13 protein-coding genes are annotated in these 21,471 nt (G+C 60.0%); 6 read left to right on the top strand and 7 right to left on the bottom strand.

What is annotated here, in order from left to right:
* The first annotated feature begins 497 nt into the window (after positions 1-497).
* On the top strand, positions 498-1,802 hold the full coding sequence (locus AC3IX4_RS05465; protein WP_489261189.1) for an IS4 family transposase: 1,305 nt from the start codon (positions 498-500) through the stop codon (positions 1,800-1,802).
* Between the two features lie 355 nt (positions 1,803-2,157).
* Here the strand turns inward: AC3IX4_RS05465 and AC3IX4_RS05460 are convergent, their stop codons facing one another.
* Together AC3IX4_RS05460 and purL are read right to left on the bottom strand one after the other, a co-directional pair.
* Positions 2,158-2,469, bottom strand: coding sequence for an NGG1p interacting factor NIF3 (locus tag AC3IX4_RS05460; protein WP_489259593.1), 312 nt, complete (start codon positions 2,467-2,469; stop codon positions 2,158-2,160).
* A gap of 2 nt (positions 2,470-2,471) precedes the next feature.
* Positions 2,472-6,368 (bottom strand): phosphoribosylformylglycinamidine synthase, encoded by a 3,897-nt coding sequence (gene purL, locus AC3IX4_RS05455; RefSeq protein ID WP_489259592.1) that lies wholly within the window; start codon positions 6,366-6,368, stop codon positions 2,472-2,474.
* A 227-nt stretch (positions 6,369-6,595) separates the two neighbouring features.
* Here purL and mltF point away from each other — a divergent pair, with 227 nt between their 5' ends.
* Entirely contained in the window at positions 6,596-8,056 is a 1,461-nt protein-coding gene (gene mltF, locus AC3IX4_RS05450) for a membrane-bound lytic murein transglycosylase MltF (RefSeq protein ID WP_489259591.1), read from the top strand.
* A 111-nt stretch (positions 8,057-8,167) separates the two neighbouring features.
* Here mltF and tadA read toward each other — a convergent pair whose 3' ends face one another.
* Positions 8,168-8,650 (bottom strand): tRNA adenosine(34) deaminase TadA, encoded by a 483-nt coding sequence (tadA, locus tag AC3IX4_RS05445; protein WP_489259590.1) that lies wholly within the window; start codon positions 8,648-8,650, stop codon positions 8,168-8,170.
* Entirely contained in the window at positions 8,650-10,032 is a 1,383-nt protein-coding gene (locus AC3IX4_RS05440; protein ID WP_489259589.1) for a multicopper oxidase family protein, read from the bottom strand. The genes tadA and AC3IX4_RS05440 overlap by 1 nt, the downstream gene beginning before the upstream one ends.
* Before the next feature lie 201 nt (positions 10,033-10,233).
* Between AC3IX4_RS05440 and AC3IX4_RS05435 the strand changes: the two genes are divergently transcribed.
* Entirely contained in the window at positions 10,234-13,182 is a 2,949-nt protein-coding gene (locus tag AC3IX4_RS05435) for a membrane-targeted effector domain-containing toxin (RefSeq protein WP_489259588.1), read from the top strand.
* A gap of 69 nt (positions 13,183-13,251) precedes the next feature.
* Here the strand turns inward: AC3IX4_RS05435 and guaA are convergent, their stop codons facing one another.
* From guaA to AC3IX4_RS05420, 3 genes are all read right to left on the bottom strand, one after another.
* A complete protein-coding gene (gene guaA / locus AC3IX4_RS05430) occupies positions 13,252-14,829 on the bottom strand; it encodes a glutamine-hydrolyzing GMP synthase (RefSeq protein WP_489259587.1) in 1,578 nt (525 codons plus the stop codon).
* A gap of 80 nt (positions 14,830-14,909) precedes the next feature.
* Positions 14,910-16,379: an IMP dehydrogenase gene (guaB, locus tag AC3IX4_RS05425; protein ID WP_489259586.1), complete on the bottom strand. Its 1,470-nt coding sequence runs from the start codon at positions 16,377-16,379 to the stop codon at positions 14,910-14,912.
* Between the two features lie 83 nt (positions 16,380-16,462).
* On the bottom strand, positions 16,463-17,020 hold the full coding sequence (locus AC3IX4_RS05420; RefSeq protein WP_489259585.1) for a sugar ABC transporter ATPase: 558 nt from the start codon (positions 17,018-17,020) through the stop codon (positions 16,463-16,465).
* A 109-nt stretch (positions 17,021-17,129) separates the two neighbouring features.
* Between AC3IX4_RS05420 and xseA the strand changes: the two genes are divergently transcribed.
* From xseA to leuA, 3 genes are all read left to right on the top strand, one after another.
* Entirely contained in the window at positions 17,130-18,509 is a 1,380-nt protein-coding gene (gene xseA, locus AC3IX4_RS05415; RefSeq protein WP_489259584.1) for an exodeoxyribonuclease VII large subunit, read from the top strand.
* A 2-nt stretch (positions 18,510-18,511) separates the two neighbouring features.
* On the top strand, positions 18,512-19,339 hold the full coding sequence (locus AC3IX4_RS05410; RefSeq protein WP_489259583.1) for a peptidoglycan DD-metalloendopeptidase family protein: 828 nt from the start codon (positions 18,512-18,514) through the stop codon (positions 19,337-19,339).
* 311 nt (positions 19,340-19,650) lie between these two features.
* Complete coding sequence (leuA, locus tag AC3IX4_RS05405; protein WP_489259582.1) at positions 19,651-21,321, top strand: 2-isopropylmalate synthase; 1,671 nt, start codon at positions 19,651-19,653, stop codon at positions 21,319-21,321.
* Positions 21,322-21,471 lie beyond the last annotated feature (150 nt).

Here is a 21,471-nt window from a genome sequence, read left to right as displayed (position 1 = left end):
GATCTTGATCTTGATCTTGATCGTCGTACACAAAAGGATCAGACGACGCGGATGTCCCTTCAGGAGGCCGAGTGGAGCGCCTGCGTAGTGGGGTAAGGGCCATGGATGGCCCGCAAGCGCCGATGGGCCAGGGACGGCCCGTCGGCGCGGCCCCACGGAGCAGGTGCGGAGGGAGGGAACCCGTAGCGCAGCGTAGGGCCGGATGCGGGGACCAGGCGTTTTGGTTACTTTTTCGCCAAAAAAAGTGATACGCCGTAAGGGCGGAAAGGTGACTAAGCGTCACCATCGCCAACGGATATGCTCCAGGTTCAAGCACCTTGGTTTTGAATCTTGTGAGCATATCCAGATTACGCGCAGACGCGGACTCACTGTTCCGCTCTTACAGCCAGCCCTTTCAAGGTCTTCGTTTAAACTCTCTCCCATCTACGGTCCAGGATGACGAAACGATGTGGGAAGAAGTCTTAGCGCGGTTTGAAAAAAAAGCACCGGCCAGCGTCATGGCCAAGTTGGCGTTGGAGCAGGCCATCCCGGCCGAGTGGGTCGATCAGGTGTTCGAAAACCATCGCCAACGCCAGTACCCGCGTGAGCTTTTGTTTTCGACCATCGTTGAGCTGATGTCCCTTGTTTCATTGGGTTTACGACCTTCACTGCATGCCGCTGCACGTCAGATGGAGGACCTTCCGGTTACCTTGGCAGCGCTCTATGACAAGGTCAGCCGCACAGAACCCGCGTTGCTGCGGGCCCTGGTCACCGGCAGCGCAGAGCGGTTGACCCCGACCATAGAAGCGTTGGGCTGTTCAGCCATTTTGCCCGGCTGGCAACTGCGTATCGTCGACGGCAACCACCTGCCTTCTACCGAAAAACGTCTGGGGGCTTTGCGGCGTGAACGAGGCGCCGCGCGGCCTGGTTTTTCGGTCGTGGTCTATGACCCCGACCTGGATCAGGTCGTTGACCTTCAGCCCTGCGAAGATGCCTACGCCAGTGAACGCGTCAGCGTACTGCCGTTGCTGGCGAGTGCGAGGGCGGGACAGCTGTGGATGGCCGATCGGCTCTATTGCACGCTCCCCGTCATGGAAGCCTGCGAGGAGTCGGGCGCCTCGTTCATTATTCGTCAGCAGAGTCACCATCCACGCCTGATCCAGGAAAACGACTGGCAAGAACCCGTGTCTGTCGAGGCTGGAACGGTGCGTGAACAAACCATCGAATTGAAAGGCGGACGCTGCTGGCGGCGAATTGAACTGAGCTTGCGAACGCCCACTGAGTCGGGTGACTCCACGCTCTTATTCTGGAGCAATTTGCCCGACAGCATCAGTGCTCAGCAGATCGCTGATTTGTACCGTCGTCGCTGGAGTATCGAAGGGATGTTCCAACGCCTGGAATCGGTGCTGGACAGTGAAATCGCAAGCCTGGGCAACCCCCGAGCGGCCTTGCTCGGTTTTGCCTCGGCGATCTTGGCCTACAACGTTTTGTCGGTCCTTAAGCGCAGTGTTGAACAGGCCCATCGCCAGACGCAGCCCGAGGGCTGGGAAGCTTCGATCTTCCACCTGGCGGTGCAGGTGCGCAGCAGTTATGAGGGGATGCAGATCGCGTTGCCCTCGGATTACCTATCACTCCAAACGACCTCAGAAACTCTGGCGGAGCGTCTGTTGGCGCTGGCCAGGAATATCCAGCCCCGACAGGTCGCTAAAAGCAAACGCGGCCCCAAAGTAGATAAACCCAAGGAATGGCTCGAGGGCAAAGCTGCGCGTGCTCATGTATCGACGGACCGGGTGCTCAAGGCCAAAAAAGATGAAAGACCTTGAAAGGGCTGGCCCTTACGGCGGGTCACTTTTTTTGGCGAAAAAGTAACCAAAACGCCGCGCCCCCGCATACGGCCCTACGCTTCGCTCCGGGTTCCCTCGCTCCCGCACTTGCTACGTGGGGACCGCGCCGACGGGCCGTCCCTGGCCCTACGGCGCTCTCGGGCCATCCATGGCCCTCGCCCCACTACGCAAGTGCGCAGCGAAGCCTCCTGAAGGGACGATCCGCGGTGTCTGGACCATTTGTGTATGAAGATCAAAAGCTCGAAGCTGGAGCTGGAGCTGGGGCTGGAGCACCAAGCTGCAGGCGTAAAAAAACCGGCGTCCGAGTGATCGGGCGCCGGTTTTTTTGTGCCGGTCAGAAGTCTGCGAGTTGCCAGACTTCATAGGCAGGTGTTTCGTAAGGATGGCTCTGCTTCAGGGCCGTGACAACCGATGCAACCAGGGCATCGGCAACCACCAGTTCAACCTTCCACTCCTCGACCCGCTCGACCACACCGGTTTGCCCCAGAAAGGGTCGGCTGCCATCGAGCGGGCGAAACTGCCCTTGGCCTAGTACCTGCCAGGAGCAGCTGTCATAAGCGCCAATCCGACCGCCACCGGCGGCAAATATGGCGCTCTTGACCACTTCGACGTGGCTGGGCGGCACGAAGAAGCAGAGCTTGTACATCCTCAGTTCACCCAGGCCCGCGCATTACGGAACATGCGCATCCAGGCTGCATCTTCGTTCCAGTCGTCAGGACGCCAGGAGTTCTGGACAGCACGGAAGACCCGCTCAGGGTGCGGCATCATGATGGTGACGCGACCGTCGCGGCTGGTCAGGCCGGTGATCCCGCGCGGCGAGCCGTTCGGGTTGGCCGGATAGGTTTCGGTGACCTTGCCGTGGTTATCGACAAAGCGCAGCGCCACACAACCGGACAGGTCGGCTTCGAGCAGTGCTTCCGGGCTTGCGAACTCGGCATGGCCTTCGCCGTGAGCGATGGCGATTGGCATGCGCGAACCGGCCATGCCCTGCAGGAAAATCGAGTTGGACTCCTGCACCTGGACCATGGCAACACGGGCTTCGAACTGCTCGGAACGGTTACGCACGAAGTGCGGCCAGAACTCGGTGCCCGGAATCAGCTCGTGCAGGTTGGAGAGCATCTGGCAACCGTTGCACACACCCAGCGTGAAGCTGTCGTCACGCTCGAAGAAGCCCTGGAAGGCGTCGCGCGCACGGGTGTTGAACAGTGCAGACTTGGCCCAACCTTCACCGGCGCCCAGTACGTCGCCGTACGAGAAGCCACCGCAGGCCACCAGGCCCTTGAACTCGTTCAAGTCGACACGACCAGCAAGGATATCGCTCATGTGCACGTCGATGGCGTTGAAGCCGGCACGATCGAACGCGGCCGCCATCTCTACCTGGCCGTTGACGCCCTGCTCACGCAGGACCGCCACTTGCGGGCGCACGCCTTTTTTGATGTACGGCGCGGCGATGTCGTGGTTGACGTCAAAGCCCAACTTGGCGCTCAGGCCCGGGTTGTCTTCCTCGAGCAGCAGGTCGAATTCCTGCTCGGCGCAGGTGGCGTTGTCGCGCAGACGCTGGATCTGGTAGCTGGTTTCAGCCCACTGGCGCTGCAGCAGACGGCGCTGGCCTTCAAACTGCACTTCGCCATTGAAGCTGATGATCACTTCACCGTTGTTGACCGGCTTACCGATCACGGCGACGCAATCGCCCAGGCCTGCGGCGCTGAACTGTGCCAGTACGCTTGGCGTGGCATCCTGACGAACCTGGATGACCGCACCCAGTTCTTCGTTGAACAGCACCGCTGCGATCTCTTCCTTGAATTCGGCGAGCGATTCCAAGTGCAGGTTCAAGCCGCAGTGGCCGGCAAAGGCCATTTCCACGGCGCTGACCAGCAAACCGCCGTCAGAGCGGTCATGGTAGGCCAGCAGGTGACCGTCGGCATTCAAGCCTTGGATCACGGCGAAGAAGGCTTTCAGGTCTTCGGCGTCATCGACGTCCGGGGCCTGCTTGCCGAGTTTGCCGTGAGTCTGGCCGAGGATCGAGGCGCCCATGCGGTTCTGGCCACGGCCCAGATCGATCAGGATCAGATCGGTCTCGCCTTTGTCCATGCGCAGCTCTGGGGTCAAGGTCTGGCGAATGTCGGTAACCGGAGCAAAACCGGTCACGATCAGCGACATCGGCGAGGTCACGCTCTTCTCGGCGCCCTCTTCGCTCCAGCGGGTCTTCATGGACATGGAATCCTTGCCCACTGGAATGGTGATACCCAGCTCAGGGCACAGTTCCATACCCACGGCCTTGACCGCGTCATACAGACGGGCGTCTTCACCAGGGTGGCCAGCGGCGGACATCCAGTTGGCGGACAGCTTGATGTCGGAGATCTTGCCGATGCGCGAGGCTGCCATGTTGGTCAGGGTCTCGCCGATCGCCATGCGCCCGGACGCCGGAGCGTCGAGCAGGGCCAGCGGGGTACGCTCACCCATGGCCATGGCTTCGCCGGAGTAGACGTCAAAGCTGGTGGCGGTGACGGCAACGTCGGCCACCGGTACCTGCCATGGGCCGACCATCTGGTCACGAGCCACCAGGCCTGTGATGGTGCGGTCGCCGATGGTGATCAAGAAGCTCTTGCTGGCGACAGCCGGGTGGTGCAGGACGCGCTCGATCGAGTCGGCCAGATCCAGGCCGCTTGGGTCGAAGTCATCGCCCATTTCCGCTTCACGCGTCACCGAACGGTGCATGCGCGGGGCTTTGCCCAGCAGCACTTCCAGAGGCATGTCGACCGGGCTGTTGCCAAAATGGCTGTCGGTCACGGTCAGTTGCGGTTCGGCAGTAGCCTCACCGACTACCGCGAACGGGCAACGCTCACGCTCACAGATGGCCTGGAAGCGCTCCAGATCCGCCGCATCAACCGCCAGAACGTAACGCTCCTGGGATTCGTTGCTCCAGATTTCCAGCGGTGCCATGCCTGGCTCGTCGTTCGGCACATTACGCAGCTCGAAACGACCGCCACGGCCACCGTCGTTGACCAGTTCAGGGAAGGCGTTGGACAGGCCACCGGCACCCACGTCGTGGATGAAAGCGATCGGGTTCTTGTCGCCCAGCTGCCAGCAACGGTCGATCACTTCCTGGCAGCGGCGTTCCATTTCTGGGTTTTCGCGCTGTACCGAGGCGAAATCCAGGTCAGCCGAGCTGGTACCGGTCGCCATCGAGGAAGCCGCACCGCCGCCCAGGCCGATGAGCATGGCCGGGCCACCGAGCACGATCAGCTTGGCGCCAACGGTGATCTCGCCTTTCTGGACATGGTCTTCGCGGATGTTGCCCATGCCACCGGCGAGCATGATCGGCTTGTGGTAGCCGCGCACTTCGTCGCCGTGTGGGGTGCTGATCGACTGCTCGAAGGTACGGAAGTAGCCGGTCAGGGCCGGGCGACCGAATTCGTTGTTGAACGCAGCGCCACCCAGTGGGCCTTCGATCATGATGTCCAGCGCAGTGACGATGCGCTCAGGCTTGCCGTACGGCACTTCCCATGGTTGTTCGAAGCCTGGGATCTGCAGGTTGGAGACGGTAAAGCCGGTCAGGCCAGCCTTGGGCTTGGCGCCGCGGCCGGTGGCACCTTCGTCGCGGATCTCGCCCCCGGAGCCGGTGGAGGCGCCCGGGAAGGGTGCGATGGCGGTCGGGTGGTTGTGGGTCTCGACCTTCATCAAAATGTGTACCGGCTCCTGCACCGCACCGTACTGGCGCGTTTCAGGGTTCGGGAAGAAGCGACCGGCAACGGAACCTACGATGACCGAGGCGTTGTCTTTATACGCCGACAGGACACCTTCGCTGTGCATCTGGTAGGTGTTCTTGATCATGCCGAACAGGCTTTTTTCCTGGCTCTGGCCGTCGATATCCCAACTGGCGTTGAAAATCTTGTGGCGGCAGTGCTCGGAGTTGGCCTGGGCGAACATCATCAGTTCGATGTCGTGCGGGTTGCGCTTCAAACCCTGGAAGCTGGTCACCAGGTAGTCGATTTCGTCTTCGGCCAGGGCCAGGCCCAGCTCGACGTTGGCCACTTCCAGCGCAGCACGGCCACCACCGAGCACGTCGATAGCGGTCAGCGGCTTGGGCTGGGCATGACTGAACAGGCCGGCAGCCTCTTCAAGCTTGCCCAGCACGATCTGAGTCATGCGGTCGTGCAGCACATCGGCTACCAGGGCCGCTTCGGCTTCGCCGAACTCACCGCTGACGTAGAAAGCGATACCGCGTTCCAGACGTTGGATATTGCTCAGGCCACAGTTATGGGCAATGTCGCTGGCCTTGCTCGACCAGGGGGAGATAGTGCCGAAACGTGGCAATACCAGGAACATCCGGCCAGCAGGTTCCTGAACCGGCACACTCGGGCCGTACTTGAGCAGGCGAGTCAGGACTTGTTGTTGGTCGTCGGACAAGACGCCATCAACCTCGGCGAAATGAGCGAACTCAGCATACAAGCCGCTAACAGCGGGGACTTTCTGGCTCAATTGCTCGAGTAATTTACCGTGGCGAAAGGCAGAAAGGGCAGGAGCGCCGCGCAGGATCAACATCTTCGGGACAGCCTCAGGAAGGGGTGTGCTTAGAGGCCGTGCATTCTAGCCTAATCCGCGGCCCACGGCACCCGAAACGGCGTGTATTGCAATCGCCGAACGTCGGCCGGGCAGGCAGCACCGGGGCAATCCCGGGTTTTTCAGAGCCAAAGCCTGCTGTCGCGCTAACAGACAAGCTATTTGCTGTCGAGATATGGCACTGGTTGTCCTTTGCGTATACTGCACTCATGTTTGCCCAGACAGCTGTGCGCCAGCGCTGCGCCAATTGGCTCATCGCAATCGTCTTCTTCCTTATGCTCGGTGCTTGTGTTGATAAACCAAGCACCCTTGAGCGAGTCAAGGAGGACGGCGTGCTGCGCGTAATAACCCGAAACAGCCCGGCCACCTACTTCGAAGACCGCAACGGCGAAACCGGTTTCGAGTATGAGTTGGTCAAGCGTTTCGCCGAAGACCTGGGCGTGGAGCTGAAAATCGAAACCGCCGACAACCTCGACGATATTTTTTCAAGCCTGGGCAAGCCTTCCGGGCCGGTCATCGCGGCAGCGGGGCTGGTCAGCAGCGAAAATCGCAAGTCACAGGCTCGCTTTTCCCACCCCTACCTTGAAGTCACGCCTCAGGTCATCTACCGCAACGGCAAGTCGCGCCCCACCTCTGCAGCCGGCCTGGTCGGCAAGCACATCATGGTGCTCAAGGGCAGCACCCACGCCGATCAACTGGCAGAGCTGAAAAAAAAGTATCCCAAGCTTGAATACGAAGAGTCGGACGCGGTTGAAGTGGTCGATCTGCTGCGCATGGTCGATGAAGGGCAAATCGACCTGACCCTGGTCGACTCCAATGAAGTGGCCATGAACCAGGTTTACTTCACCAATGCGCGGGTTGCCTTTGACCTGGGCGATGCGCGCGACCAGCGCTGGGCTGTCGCCACCGGAGACGACAACAGCCTGCTCAATGCGATCAACGAGTACCTCGACAAGGTGCGCAAGAATGGCACCCTGCAACGCCTGAAGGATCGCTACTACGGTCATGTGGATGTACTGGGCTATATGGGCGCCTACACCTTTGCCCAGCACCTGCAACAACGGCTACCCAAGTACGAGAAGCATTTCAAGGACTCGGCCAAAAAGGAGCAGGTCGACTGGCGCTTGCTGGCCGCCATTGGCTACCAGGAATCCCTGTGGCAACCCACCGTCACGTCCAAGACTGGCGTACGCGGGCTGATGATGCTGACCCAGCGCACCGCTGCGGCCATGGGAGTCACCAACCGCCTGGATGCCAGGCAGAGCATCAGTGGCGGCGCCAAATACTTCATGTACGTCAAAGGCCTGCTGGACGATGATATTGTCGAGCCCGACCGCACCTGGTTCGCCCTGGCCGCCTACAACGTGGGCGGCGGCCACCTGGACGACGCCCGCAAGCTGGCCAAGAGCGAAGGCCTGAACCCGAACAAGTGGCTGGACGTGAAAAAAATGCTGCCGCGCCTGTCGCAGAAGCAGTGGTACCGCAAGACCAAATACGGTTATGCCCGGGGCGGCGAGCCCGTGCATTTCGTGGCCAACATCCGCCGCTACTACGACATTCTCACCTGGGTGACCCAGCCACAGCTCGAAGGCAGCCAAGTGGCCGATAGCAGCCTGCATGTGCCGGGGGTGAACAAGACCAAGCCGCCCGAGCAAACCCCGCGGCTGTAGGAGCCCGGCTTGCCGGCGATAAGAACGCCGCGGCTGTAGGAGCCCGGCTTGCCGGCGATAAGAACGCCGCGGTAATCCAGACAGACCGCGGTGATATCATCGCGACCAAGGTCAGCTCCTACTGCGTCGGGCCTTGAAGAACTCACTCAGGATCGCCCCGCACTCCTCGGCCAGTACCCCGCCTTCATACAGCACGCGGTGATTCAGAAAACCCTGGGTAAAGAATTGCCCCTGGCTCTGCACCACCCCGGCCTTGGGCTCAAGCGCCCCATAAACCACCCGGTTGATCCGCGAATGCACAATCAGCCCGGCACACATGCTGCACGGCTCAAGCGTCACATACAGCGTGCTGCCCGGCAGCCGGTAATTGCTCGCGGCCTGGGCGGCAGCGCGGATGGCGACCATTTCGGCATGGGCGCTGGGATCGCTGCCGCTGATGGGGCAATTGAAGCCACGACCAATGATCTCACCGTGCTGAACCAGCACCGCCCCCACCGGCACCTCCCCCATGGCCGCGCCTTGCGCCGCCAACGCCAGGGCTTCACGCATGTACTGCTGGTCCTGGCTACGGTCAATAATCTGTGGCTGGCGCATCAAACCACCTCGATGGCGGCCATCAGGCCGGTTTCCATGTGGTCGATGACATGGCAATGGAACATCCAGGTACCCGGGTTATCAGCCACCAGGGCGACCTGGGCGCGCTCGTTCTTGCCGAGCAAGTAGGTGTCGGTAAAGTACGGCTCAATGATCTTGCGCTTGTTGGAAGCGATCACCTTGAAGCTCATACCGTGCAGGTGAATCGGGTGCTGGTACTGGGTCATGTTCTTCAATTCGAAAATATAGCTCTTGCCCTTGTGCAACGTCGCAATCGGGCGGTCGGCGCAGGTAATGTCAGTGATATCCCAAGCCGTACCGTTGATCTGCCACAAGCTCGGCGGTCGACCATTGTCCACATTGACCGACACCGATCCTACCCATTCGAAGTTGAAGTTGATCTTTTCGGCATTGGCCACATCCGGCTCGGCAACCGGATTGGGCGGCAGTGCCTTGGGCCATTGACTGTCCGGGGCTGATGGACTGGCCACCGAGCGCAACGTGCCAAGGCGCACTGATCCGTCCCGCAAGGCGATCTCCTCGCCCGCTGGCGGCATTTTGATCGCCAGGCACAGGCGCATGCCTGGGCCCAGCCAGTAATCCTTGCCCAACGGCCGCGGGGTGATCGGATTACCATCGAGCGCATAGAGGCGTGCCTCGAAGTTGCCCTTCAGGTTGAGCCGGTAAGTCGCGGTGTTATCCAGGTTCAACAGCCGCAGGCGCACGATCTGCCCGGCCGGGAGGTCAACGGTCGCCTTATGCACGCCGTTGATACTGGTCAGGCGGCCCAAGGTGCCGTTGCGCGCGGCCTCGCGGGGGATACTGAAGGGCAGGAAGCCGCCCTGCTCGTCCACATGCCAATTCTTGAAATTCAATGTGGCTTCATGCGTAAAGCCGGTCGGCTCGCGCTCTTCAACGATCAATGGCCCGACCAGGCCACGCCCCAGTTCCTCGCTACTGCTGACATGGGGGTGGTACCAGAAGTTGCCGGCATCCGGTACACGGAACTTGTAATCGAAGTACTCGCCCGGCAGTACGGGCAACTGCGAGACATAGGGCACGCCGTCCATTTCCAGCGGCAGGCGGATGCCATGCCAATGGATGGTGGTGGCCACCGGTAAATGGTTGATGAATCGCACACGCAGCCACTCGCCCTGGCGCACCCTTAATTCGGTACCCGGCGCTGAAGGCCCAAAAGCCCAGGCTTGTGTCTTGTGCCCCGGAACCAGCTCCACATCCAGCGGCGCCGCAATCAGCTCATAGTCGTGACCCGCGTTGGCATCCGCCCTGCCCAGCCAATAGCGCGCCGCACCGCCAGCTCCAAGGCCAACCACCATCAGGCCGGTTAGCCCCTTGAGCATTTGTCGACGAGTAAAGGACATGAAAGCAGGTACCTCGTGATTCCAGAATCAATTGCATGCCAGCCCCGTGGGGAGTCTTGGCGAGAAGGGCGAATAAGATACACCTGCATTTGCGAAAGATTAAGTGAAAGCGTTGTCAATCGCCCCTGAGCAATATGCAACGCACTCCCTCAACCCCAAGTTGCTGCAATGGCGCTTTCATTCTCAACAAGGAAATTGAGCATGCAGGCTTCCGGTATCGTAAAAACCTCCCCCCTGGTCGCGCAACTCAACGAAATGGCCAATGCGCTTGTCAACGATTGCCCGGACATCTGGCAAATGGCTCGCGAGGAGGCCACACGGATTCTGCAAAAACACGCAGGCGTGGCACTAGAGCCAGACCAGGTCTATTGGCATCGTTTCGGCAATGCCCAAAGCAGCGCCAAGAGCTTTACCGGCTGGGAGCATATTGGCCCACCCTTGGAAAGCATGAGTTTGCCGCAGTTGGTCATGCGCCGTTTCAGCAGCAACGACCAGGACAATGCCGACCTGCTGCAACAGATGGGCGGCTTTTATACAGCCGGGCGCGATGCTGCGCGATTCGATGAAAGCAACGAAGTCAGGCTGCTGGGCCAGGACGTATTGACGGACTTCTGGACGCTGGACTTCCCTTCGGCCTTCCAGCGTTCCCTGGATACTTTCTGGAAACACCGATTTGACGACTTCCGCCTCATGGCCAAAGTCAATTTCCTGGCCAGGGCCAAGGCAGACTACCTGAGCGGAGGGCTCTCAGGGCACAAGCTGGCCTCGTTGGTGCAATCGATGGTGGGCAACCTGCCCGAGCCTTACACGCTCGCCAGCCTTGCAACCAACAAGACACCTGGCACGGACTGGCAGGTGCGTACCTTCGATATCGGCGGGTACATTGCCAGCGACATCCTTCGTTTCGTCAATGCGCAGGGTGAGCAGGTGCTCTATATCTGCGGAGAACTCACTGCGTTTCACTATTTTCCAACCGTTTATGACCTTCACTACTGGACACTGCAGCAGTGCTGTACCGGCCTGGATTCCCTGGCCCGCTTTCAATGCCACTTTCATCTGTCCGACTACGAAACCCGTGATTCGCGCACAGGCTTGAACAGTTTGATTGGCCTTCTGCTGAGCACCTACGGCAAGGGTGATCACAGGCTGCTCAATACCGTCGATCGCACCATCGAAGGGGACATCTTCAACTACCTGGCCAACCAGGCCAAGCAGCGCATGGTAGCCGACGCCCGTACTGCGACTACTTCCAATGCAGAGTTGCGCAAGCAGATGTGGATAGGTTACTTGAAGGCCTTTGCTCATGTGGCGGGCGTGATCGGCGCGCTGTGCTGGCCAGTGGCATTGGCTGCCGTGGGGGCCGACCTCGCGAGCATGGGCTTGAGCATCGACCGTGCCATTAATGGCGATGACACTGCCAGCCGCAAGGCAGGTGTCCGCGGCGCGATTGAAAGCTCGATTGCCGCCGGTATGGATCTGTTGGCGGTATTTGGCTCAGGCCCAGCCGGCGAATTGAAGGAAGAAATGGCACAACTGCGGGCAGAACTGGATGCAGGCCCCTTCGCCGCCACCTTCCACCGCCCTCACGTCCCCGTAGCTGAGAGCCCGATTGCCGACACGTTCTATCTTCCCCAGGACACCCCGATGGCCAACCTGCTGCTCGATACCAGCCAACCGGAGTCCGAGGGCATCATGCAGGGCGTATACCGGGTCGATGACAAGTTCTATATCAGTATCGATGACCTGCCCTATGCGGTGCGTTACGAAAAACAGCTGGGCAGCTGGGTCATCATTGACGAAAAAAAACCCTATGCCTTTTTCCAGCAACAGCCCGTTCGTTTCACTGCACGCGGCACTTGGGAGCCCGTTCCGAAGTTGGCCTTGAGGGGAGGGATAAAATTCTTTGGCAAATGGCCCTTCGGCTCATCAACCACCCCTCGGGAGTCGTCTGTACTGGACACCGGCTATGACATCCCGCAAGTATCCCGGGAGCCCTTGGAAAAGTACGTGAGTGGTCGCAGCGATCCGCGCGGACTGCGCCCCGGCTATATGGCGCAAGACCCCAAAACCAATGAAGCACTCAACACGTTCAAGGATCTCAGGCAAACGCTGGTGCGAGACAGCGAGGCGTTTTTCGATAGCCATGCGCTGGACGCTCGACCGCCATTGCCCGACATTCCAAGCACTTCGTCGCCTAAAACCATCATTGAAAGTGTTTATGAAAAGGCGCAAGGCCTGGTGATTGGCGAAGCACACACCACCATTGCCAGCAAAAGGTTCCTGATCGAAAACATGGCCCTGCTCAGCAAGCTGAAGGTTCGATTTTTGTATCTGGAACACCTGATGACCGATTTTCACCAAGCCGATCTGGACATCTTCATGGCCACCGGCAAGATGCCAGCCAATCTTGAAGCGTATTTGCAGTATCTGGACAGGCAATTCGCCATCAAGGGCGAATACAACTTTCTGAACCTGGTTAAGACCGCGCAGCTTCATCACATTCACATCCAGGCCATCGACTGCATGGCCAGCGCCCTGCGTACTGGCTTGACCGACCTTGAAGGCACGCTGCGAGCGAAGATGATGAACTTTTACGCCCACACGGTCATCCAGGCGTCCCAGGCAACCCCGCAAAAATGGGTGGCACTGGTCGGCGAAGTGCATGCCAACACGTTCGAAAACGTCCCGGGGCTCAGCGAGTTGGACAATGGTGTGAGTATTCGCATCACCGATGTTTGGCCAAGCGACACCGTGGCCATCAGCCCGGACACTGGCAGGGTCGGGCCACTAAAGTTCAATGGCCCGTCGTATCACGTCAAGAACGACTTCCTGCTGGGCAAGCTGCCAGAGGTCCACGCCACTGCCGAACCTGTGCCTCACTCCGCCTCCGTGATTCCTTCGGATCTGCAGAAAGGCCTGACGACGCCCGGAACATTCACCCTCAAGCTAAAAGCCGATAACAGCTACGCGCTCTACCACCGCAGCAGGGATGGCCTGATTCACATCACGCCCGTCATCCAGGATGCAGGGGCTCTCACAATCCAGACCAGTCGGCCCGGTACGTTCTGGTCGATGATCAACGGGCGTCGCTTCAATAACCTGGCAGAATTGAGTAACGCGCTGGAGCTTCATGGGATGACTAGGGTCTGAGGCTTGCCGTGCCCACAAAAACAAACGCCCCGACATGTCGGGGCGTTTGTTTAACCAATCAAGGCAGGATCATTCCCACTCAATGGTCGCAGGCGGCTTGCTCGACACGTCGTAAGTGACGCGAGAGATGCCTTCGATTTCGTTGATGATCCGGCCGCTGACCGTCTCAAGCAGCTCGTAAGGCAGGTGCGCCCAACGTGCCGTCATGAAGTCGATGGTTTCTACCGCACGCAGGGCCACGACCCAAGCGTAACGACGGCCGTCACCGACCACGCCCACCGATTTGACCGGCTGGAACACCACGAACGCCTGGCTGACTTTGTGGTACCAGTCGGCCTTGTGCAGCTCTTCGATGAAGATGTGGTCGGCGCGACGCAGCAGGTCGGCGTATTCCTTCTTCACTTCACCGAGGATCCGCACACCCAGGCCTGGGCCCGGGAACGGGTGACGGTAGACCATGTCATACGGCAGGCCCAGTTCCAGGCCCAGACGACGGACTTCGTCCTTGAACAGCTCGCGCAGGGGTTCTACCAGCTTGAGGTTCATTTCTTCCGGCAGGCCGCCCACGTTGTGGTGCGACTTGATCACGTGGGCCTTGCCGCTCTTGGCGCCAGCCGACTCGATCACGTCCGGGTAGATGGTGCCCTGGGCCAGGTACTTGATGTTGTCCAGCTTGCAGGATTCGGCGTCGAACACATCGATAAAGGTGCGGCCGATGATCTTGCGCTTCTTCTCTGGGTCCGCTTCGCCAGCCAGATTGTTCAGGAACTGGTCTTCGGCATTGGCGCGGATCACCTTGACGCCCATGTTCTCGGCGAACATGGCCATCACTTGCTCGCCTTCGTGCAGGCGCAGCAGGCCATTGTCGACGAACACGCAGGTCAGTTGGTCGCCGATGGCCTTGTGCAGCAGGGCTGCGACCACCGAGGAGTCAACACCGCCGGACAGGCCGAGCAGGACGTTGTCGGTGCCGACCTGGGCACGGATCTGAGCGATGGCGTCATCAGCAATGTGCGACGGCGTCCACAGGGCTTCGCAACCACAGATGTCGAGGATGAAGCGCGACAGGATGCGGCCGCCTTGCTTGGTGTGGGTCACTTCCGGGTGGAACTGCACGCCGTAGTAGCCACGCGTGTCGTCGGCCATGCCGGCGATCGGGCAGCTTGGGGTGCTGGCCAGGATATGGAAGTTGTCCGGGATCCTGGTGACCTTGTCACCGTGGCTCATCCAGACGTCCAGGCCGAAGACGCCGTCAGCGTCAACGTGGTCTTCGATGCCGTCGAGCAGGCGGCTCTTGCCGACTACATCAACACGGGCATAACCGAACTCACGAAGCTGTGAGCCTTCTACCTTGCCGCCCAGTTGTTCGGCCATGGTCTGCATGCCGTAGCAGATACCGAAGACTGGCACGCCCAGGTCCCAGACGGCTTGTGGAGCACGAGGGCTGTCGGCTTCGTGAACGGACTCAGGGCCGCCTGCGAGGATGATCCCGCGCGGAGCGAATTCGCGAATCGCTTCATCGTCCATGTCGAACGGGTGCAGTTCGCAGTACACGCCAATTTCGCGCACGCGGCGGGCGATCAGTTGGGTGTATTGGGAACCGAAGTCGAGGATCAGGATTCGGTGAGCGTGAATGTCGAGGGCCATGACTCAATCTCGTCAGTGGTAATTCAGAAACGACACGGGGCTGTCGAAAACAGCCCCGCTTGATGGTGTTGCCCGAAGCATCAACCTACGCGGTAGTTCGGTGCTTCCTTGGTGATCTGTACGTCGTGTACATGCGACTCGGCCATGCCGGCGCCCGTGATACGGACGAACTCTGGCTTGGTGCGCATTTCTTCGATGTCGGCGCTACCGGTGTAGCCCATGGAAGAGCGCAGGCCGCCCATCAGTTGATGGATGATGGCAGTCAGGGTGCCCTTGTACGGGACACGCCCTTCGATACCTTCCGGCACCAGCTTCTCGGCACCCGCGGAGGAGTCCTGGAAGTAACGGTCCGAAGAGCCCTGGGCCTGGGACATTGCGCCCAGCGAACCCATGCCACGGTAAGCCTTGTACGAACGGCCCTGGAACAGCTCGATCTCGCCCGGCGCTTCTTCAGTACCGGCGAACATCGAACCCATCATCACACAGGAAGCACCGGCAACGATGGCCTTGGACAGGTCACCGGAGAAACGGATACCGCCGTCGGCGATCAGTGGCACGCCAGTGCCTTCAAGGGCAGCGGCAACGTTGGCGATGGCACTGATTTGCGGCACGCCGACGCCTGCAACGATACGGGTGGTGCAGATCGAACCTGGGCCGATACCGACCTTGACCGCATCAGCGCCAGCTTCGGCCAGTGCCTTGGCGGCAGCGCCGGTGGCGATGTTGCCGCCGATCACCTGAACCTGAGGGAAGTTCTCTTTGACCCAACGAACGCGGTCGATCACGCCTTTGGAGTGACCGTGGGCAGTATCGACCACCACCACGTCAACGCCCGCTGCAACCAGGGCAGCAACGCGATCGCCCGTGTCTTTACCGGTACCGACCGCAGCGCCAACGCGCAGACGCGCCTGATCGTCCTTGCTGGCCAGTGGGTAGGCCTTGGCTTTTTCGATGTCCTTGACGGTCATCATGCCCTTGAGCGCGAACTTGTCGTCGACGATCAGGACTTTTTCCAGGCGATGCTTGTGCAGCAGGTCACGCACTTCGATCTTGTCGGCGCCTTCGCGCACAGTGACCAGACGCTCTTTAGGCGTCATCACTTCACGAACGGTGGCCTCAAGGCGAGTTTCGAAACGCACGTCACGGGAGGTGACGATGCCGACCAATTCGCCATCGTGCAATACCGGGACGCCGGAGATGTTGTGCATGCGGGTCAGTTCGAACAAATCACGAATCGTGGCGTCTGCCTCGATGGTGATCGGGTCCTTGACCACGCCGGCTTCGAACTTCTTGACCTTGCGCACTTCGGCAGCTTGCTGCTCGATGGTCATGTTCTTGTGAATGATCCCGATGCCGCCTTCCTGGGCCATGGCAATAGCCAGGCGCGCTTCGGTGACGGTGTCCATGGCGGCAGAAACCAGTGGGATATTCAGCTCGATGCCACGGGTCAAACGGGTTTTGAGACTGACTTCGTTCGGCAGTACCTCGGAATAACCAGGTACAAGGAGAATATCGTCGAAGGTCAGGGCTTCTTGGCTGATACGCAGCATCGCGGGGGCTCCCGGGCGGGAAAATGGAAGCGCGCCATTATACTCATACATGCCCTCGGGCTCAATGTGAACATTGCGCGGGTTCACATCTCTCCGATGAGTACCTCGACGAGTGCCACTGGCTGGTCTAGCCAATCGGCAAATTCATCGACAAATTCCTGGCGTAGCACGGCCGCCGACCAGTTGTTGAAGATAAAACCCAGGTTGGAAAACGCGCACGGCTGCAGGAACAGAAAACCGTTGATGTCGTCTTCATGGCCGCATAACGGGCAGGTGAAGTTATCGGTGGAGCCCGGCATCCAGTCTTCAAGGCTCTCGAACAGTGCCTCGCCCACTTCCTTGCGGCAATTTGCGCAACCGGCCTCGCCCAGAAACCCTTGCTGCGGCGTATAGATGCAGCGCTTGGTGATCACTTCCAGGCCGTTGACCGGTTCATCGAACGGCAGCAACTCAGGGTGCTTGACCACCTGCCGGGCACCTGGGGCAATGGCGTAGCCCATACGGTTGCCGGTGCGCCCGCACGTGCTGAGCGTTTCGCTGACGATGTCCTTTCTCACCAGCCAGCGCAGGATCGCCCGCGCCCGGGGCTCATGCACCGGCAATGTGGAAATCCGCGGGACAATAATGCTCTGGGTATTCATCAAACCGGCCTGCAGACTACGTAAACCGGCAGCTTAATCCCCTGCCCCGCTGCGTCAAGCGCTCAAATAGCGTGGCGACCCACGCGATAGTCGCCGTATCATGCCGCCCATGATTAAAGATCCCTTTGCCAGACTCGGTCTGGACCGCGAAGTTCTCACCGTCAGCCAGCTCAACGGCCGCGCCCGGGTGTTGCTGGAGGATGTGTTCAGCAATATCTGGGTCGAGGGCGAGATCTCCAACCTCGCGCGCCCAGCCTCCGGCCATGTGTACTTCACCCTCAAGGACAGCAATGCCCAAGTGCGTTGCGCGTTGTTCCGCCAGAACGCAGCGCGTGTGCGCCAAGCGCTCAAGGACGGCTTGGCGGTCAAGGTGCGCGGCAAAGTCTCGCTGTTCGAGGGCCGGGGTGACTACCAACTGATTCTCGATACGGTCGAGCCGGCCGGTGACGGCGCCCTGCGCCTGGCCTTCGATGCCCTGAAAGAAAAACTGGGGGCCGAAGGGCTGTTCGGTACGGATCGCAAAGTGCCGTTGCCTGCGCACCCGCAACGCATCGGTATCGTCAGTTCACCGACCGGCGCTGTCATACGCGACATTATTAGTGTGTTTCGCCGTCGCGCACCGCAAGTCGAGCTGACCTTGATCCCGACCGCCGTGCAAGGTCGCGATGCCATTGGCCAGATCGTCCGGGCCATCAAGCTCGCCGATCGCGCAGGTTTTGACGCAATCATCCTGGCCCGTGGCGGTGGATCGCTGGAAGACCTCTGGTGTTTCAACGAAGAGGACGTCGCTCGCGCCGTGGCCGCCTGTGTCACACCTATCGTCAGCGCAGTGGGCCATGAAACCGATGTTTCGATCAGCGATTTCGTCGCCGATGTGCGCGCGCCCACGCCTTCGGCAGCCGCTGAACTGCTTGCCCCGGACAGTAGCGACCTGCAACGCCGGGTCGAATCCCTGCAACGCCGCTTGCTGCTGCGCATCCAGCAAAGGCTGTTGCACGATCGCCTGCGCCTCGATGGCCTGACCAAGCGCCTGCGCCACCCCGGCGAACGCTTGCGCCAGCAGGCACAGCGCCTGGACGATCTGGACATGCGCTTGCGTCGCGCCTTCGAGCATCGCTTGAACAACCGTCGCGAGCGCCTTGGCCGCCTGCAAACTCAGCTGGCGGCCCAACACCCGGGGCGCACCCTGGCGCTGCTCAAGCAACGCCTGGATAACCTGGCCGAACGCCTGCCCCGAACGCTGCGCGAAAACCTCAAGGCCAAGCAGCTGCAATTGCAGGCGCAAGTGCAGATGCTGCACGTGGTCAGCCCGCTGGCAACGCTGGGGCGCGGCTACAGTATTTTGCTGGATGAACGCGGTGAGGCCGTACGTCGTGCCGAGCAAACCCATACGGGCCAACGCCTGACCGCCCTTCTGGGCGAAGGCAAGTTGCAGGTGCGGGTCGAAGACAATCACTTGACGCCTGTCACGCTCTCTTTATTGGACTGATCATGCCCCGTCTGTTTACCCTGCTGTTGATGCTATGCCTACCCTTGACCGTCACCGCCAATGCCGATAGCTATATCACCCGCCTGCTCAACAAACCGGTGCCGGGCGGCGTCGCGGTCATCAAACTGGGGCCGGCAGCCAGCGCCCCTCAGGCGCGCTTTGAAGGCAAGCCGGTGCTGGTGATCAAAGAAAAGAACAACTGGCTGGCCATCGTTGGCCTGCCATTGACTCAAAAACAAGGCCCTGCCCAGCTCAGCAGCAATGGCCGAAACTTCAGTTTCTCAGTCGACGCCAAGCGTTACCCCGAGCAACGCATCACCCTGAAGAACCAGCGTCAGGTCAACCCCAACCCCGCCGACCTCAAGCGCATCGAGGCCGAGTTGGCCGAGCAACTCCAGGCCTATCGCAGCTTCAGCCCCAATATCCCCAGCAATTTGTTGCTGGACAAACCGGTCAACGGCCCGCTGTCCAGCCGTTTTGGCGTGCGCCGCTTCTTTAACGGCGAAGAGCGCAACCCGCATGCCGGCCTGGACTTTGCCGTCCCGGCCGGGACCCCGATCAAGACGCCAGCCGCTGGCAAGGTCATCCTGATCGGCAACTACTTCTTCAATGGCAATACTGTCTTCGTCGATCACGGCCAAGGCTTCATCAGCATGTTCTGCCACATGTCGAAGATCGACGTGAAGGTGGGCCAAGCCATGCCTCGTGGTGGCGTGGTCGGCAAAGTCGGCTCAACCGGCCGTGCGACGGGCCCGCATATGCACTGGAATATCAGCCTCAACGATGCACGGGTCGATCCGGCTATTTTCATTGGTGCATTCCAGCCCTGAGCCCTGGCTTGCGCCAATCAAAAGGACCGCGCAATTTTCGCGGTCTTTTTGCTTTTACAGGAGCATAAAATCTCGAAATATTGCAATAGCTGCACATTTATCTCAATTTTTCTCGCGTACTTGCCATCTTTAACCCCAATGGTTAGGGTTGAGACATGAACACTACGCACACCCTCATCCAACGTCGTCAACATCGCAGCCTCTGCCTGGTCAGTGCACGACTGCCTGGCTGAATCGCGTCGCCTCGCCCTCTCCAACTTTTTATCTGGCAGGCCACCTTTTCAAGGCCGCACCTCAAAAGGATTGCTCCGATGACCATGCTCAAAGACCCTTCGAAGAAGTACCGCGCGTTCCCGACCATTGACCTGCCTGATCGCACTTGGCCATCCAAGTCCATCACCACGGCACCCGTCTGGTGCAGCTCCGACCTGCGCGACGGCAACCAGTCGCTGATCGAGCCTATGGATGCAGCCAAGAAACTGCGCTTCTGGAAGACGTTGGTCAGCGTGGGCGTCAAGGAAATCGAAGCCTCCTTCCCCTCCGCTTCGCAAACCGATTTCGACTTCGTACGCTCCCTGATCGAAGACGGCCACATCCCGGACGACACCACCATCCAGGTGTTGACCCAGGCGCGTGAAGACCTGATCGCCCGCACCTTCGAGTCGCTGCGCGGCGCGAAAAAAGCCATCGTTCACCTCTACAACGCTACCAGCCCGTCGTTCCGCCGCATTGTCTTCAACCAAGACAAGCAAGGCGTGAAAGACATCGCGGTCAACGCGGCCAAACTGTTCGTCAAGTACGCCGCACAACAGCCTGAAACCGAGTGGACCTTCCAATACTCGCCAGAAACCTTCAGCGCCACCGAGCTTGAGTTCGCCAAGGAAGTCTGCGACGCCGTGATCGAGGTCTGGAACCCGACGCCTGAGAAAAAGATCATCCTCAACCTGCCGGCCACCGTGGAAGTGTCGACCGCGAACATCTACGCCGACCAGATCGAATGGTTTGGCCGCAATGTTTCGCGCCGTGACAGCGTGATCATCAGCCTGCACACCCACAACGACCGTGGCACTGGCGTTGCCGCCACCGAACTGGGCCTGATGGCTGGCGCCGACCGCGTCGAAGGCTGCCTGTTTGGCAACGGCGAGCGTACCGGTAACGTCGACCTGGTGACCCTGGCCCTGAACCTCTACACCCAGGGCGTTGATCCTGAGTTGGATTTCTCCGACATCGACGGCGTGCGCAAAGTCGTTGAAGAGTGCAACCAGATTCCAGTACACCCGCGCCACCCCTATGTGGGCGACCTGGTTCACACCGCATTCTCAGGCTCGCACCAGGATGCGATCCGCAAAGGCTTCACCCAGCAGAAAGAAGACACCCTGTGGGAAGTGCCTTACCTGCCAATCGACCCGGCCGATATCGGTCGCAGCTACGAAGCAGTCATTCGCGTCAACAGCCAGTCTGGCAAGGGCGGTATCACCTACCTGCTCGAGCAGGAATATGGCATCAGCCTGCCACGCCGCATGCAGATCGAATTCAGTCAGGTTGTCCAGGGTGAAACCGATCGCCTGGGCCTGGAGATGACTGCCCAGCAGATCTACACCCTGCTCACTCGCGAGTACCTGCAAGCCAACAATCCTTACGCGCTGGTCAGCCATCGCCTGCAGGAAGAGAACGGCAACAGCAAGGTCGACGTCGAAGTTCACAGCGACGGTGAGACCCTGCACTGGCATGGCCGCGGTAACGGCGCCCTGGAGGCACTGGTGGCCGGCTTGCCGATCTCCGTGGAAATCATGGACTACAACGAACACGCCATTGGCGCGGGCACCAATGCCAAGGCTGCGGCCTATATTGAACTGCGCGTAAATGGTGAGCGCCCGGTGCATGGTGTGGGCATTGATGAAAACATCACCACCGCAAGCTTCAAGGCACTGTTCAGTGCACTGAACCGTTCGCTGGGTCAGCAGGAAGCGAAAGCGGCCTAAGACTGGCAGCAACAAAAAACCGGCGCTCAGGCGCCGGTTTTTTTTGTGCCCTGTTTTTGATCGCGGCGGCTCCTACCCCCCTGTAGGAGCAGAGCTTGCTCGCGATGAACACGCTGCGGTTTGCCTGATGTACTGCGGTTGGGCCATCGC

It is taken from the genome of Pseudomonas sp. KH_021 (assembly GCF_057838865.1).
The sequence above is the reverse complement of the archived record's forward strand: the minus strand, read 5'-3'. Positions and strand labels throughout refer to the sequence as shown.

Bases quoted from the DNA above. Each gene is read 5' to 3' on its own strand.
- AC3IX4_RS05465 (WP_489261189.1), top strand. From the start codon at position 498: ATGGCCAAGTTGGCGTTGGAGCAGGCCATCCCGGCCGAGTGGGTCGAT.
- AC3IX4_RS05460 (WP_489259593.1), bottom strand. From the start codon at position 2,469: ATGTACAAGCTCTGCTTCTTCGTGCCGCCCAGCCACGTCGAAGTGGTC.
- purL (WP_489259592.1), bottom strand. From the start codon at position 6,368: ATGTTGATCCTGCGCGGCGCTCCTGCCCTTTCTGCCTTTCGCCACGGT.
- mltF (WP_489259591.1), top strand. From the start codon at position 6,596: ATGTTTGCCCAGACAGCTGTGCGCCAGCGCTGCGCCAATTGGCTCATC.
- tadA (WP_489259590.1), bottom strand. From the start codon at position 8,650: ATGCGCCAGCCACAGATTATTGACCGTAGCCAGGACCAGCAGTACATG.
- AC3IX4_RS05440 (WP_489259589.1), bottom strand. From the start codon at position 10,032: ATGTCCTTTACTCGTCGACAAATGCTCAAGGGGCTAACCGGCCTGATG.
- AC3IX4_RS05435 (WP_489259588.1), top strand. From the start codon at position 10,234: ATGCAGGCTTCCGGTATCGTAAAAACCTCCCCCCTGGTCGCGCAACTC.
- guaA (WP_489259587.1), bottom strand. From the start codon at position 14,829: ATGGCCCTCGACATTCACGCTCACCGAATCCTGATCCTCGACTTCGGT.
- guaB (WP_489259586.1), bottom strand. From the start codon at position 16,379: ATGCTGCGTATCAGCCAAGAAGCCCTGACCTTCGACGATATTCTCCTT.
- AC3IX4_RS05420 (WP_489259585.1), bottom strand. From the start codon at position 17,020: ATGAATACCCAGAGCATTATTGTCCCGCGGATTTCCACATTGCCGGTG.
- xseA (WP_489259584.1), top strand. From the start codon at position 17,130: ATGATTAAAGATCCCTTTGCCAGACTCGGTCTGGACCGCGAAGTTCTC.
- AC3IX4_RS05410 (WP_489259583.1), top strand. From the start codon at position 18,512: ATGCCCCGTCTGTTTACCCTGCTGTTGATGCTATGCCTACCCTTGACC.
- leuA (WP_489259582.1), top strand. From the start codon at position 19,651: ATGACCATGCTCAAAGACCCTTCGAAGAAGTACCGCGCGTTCCCGACC.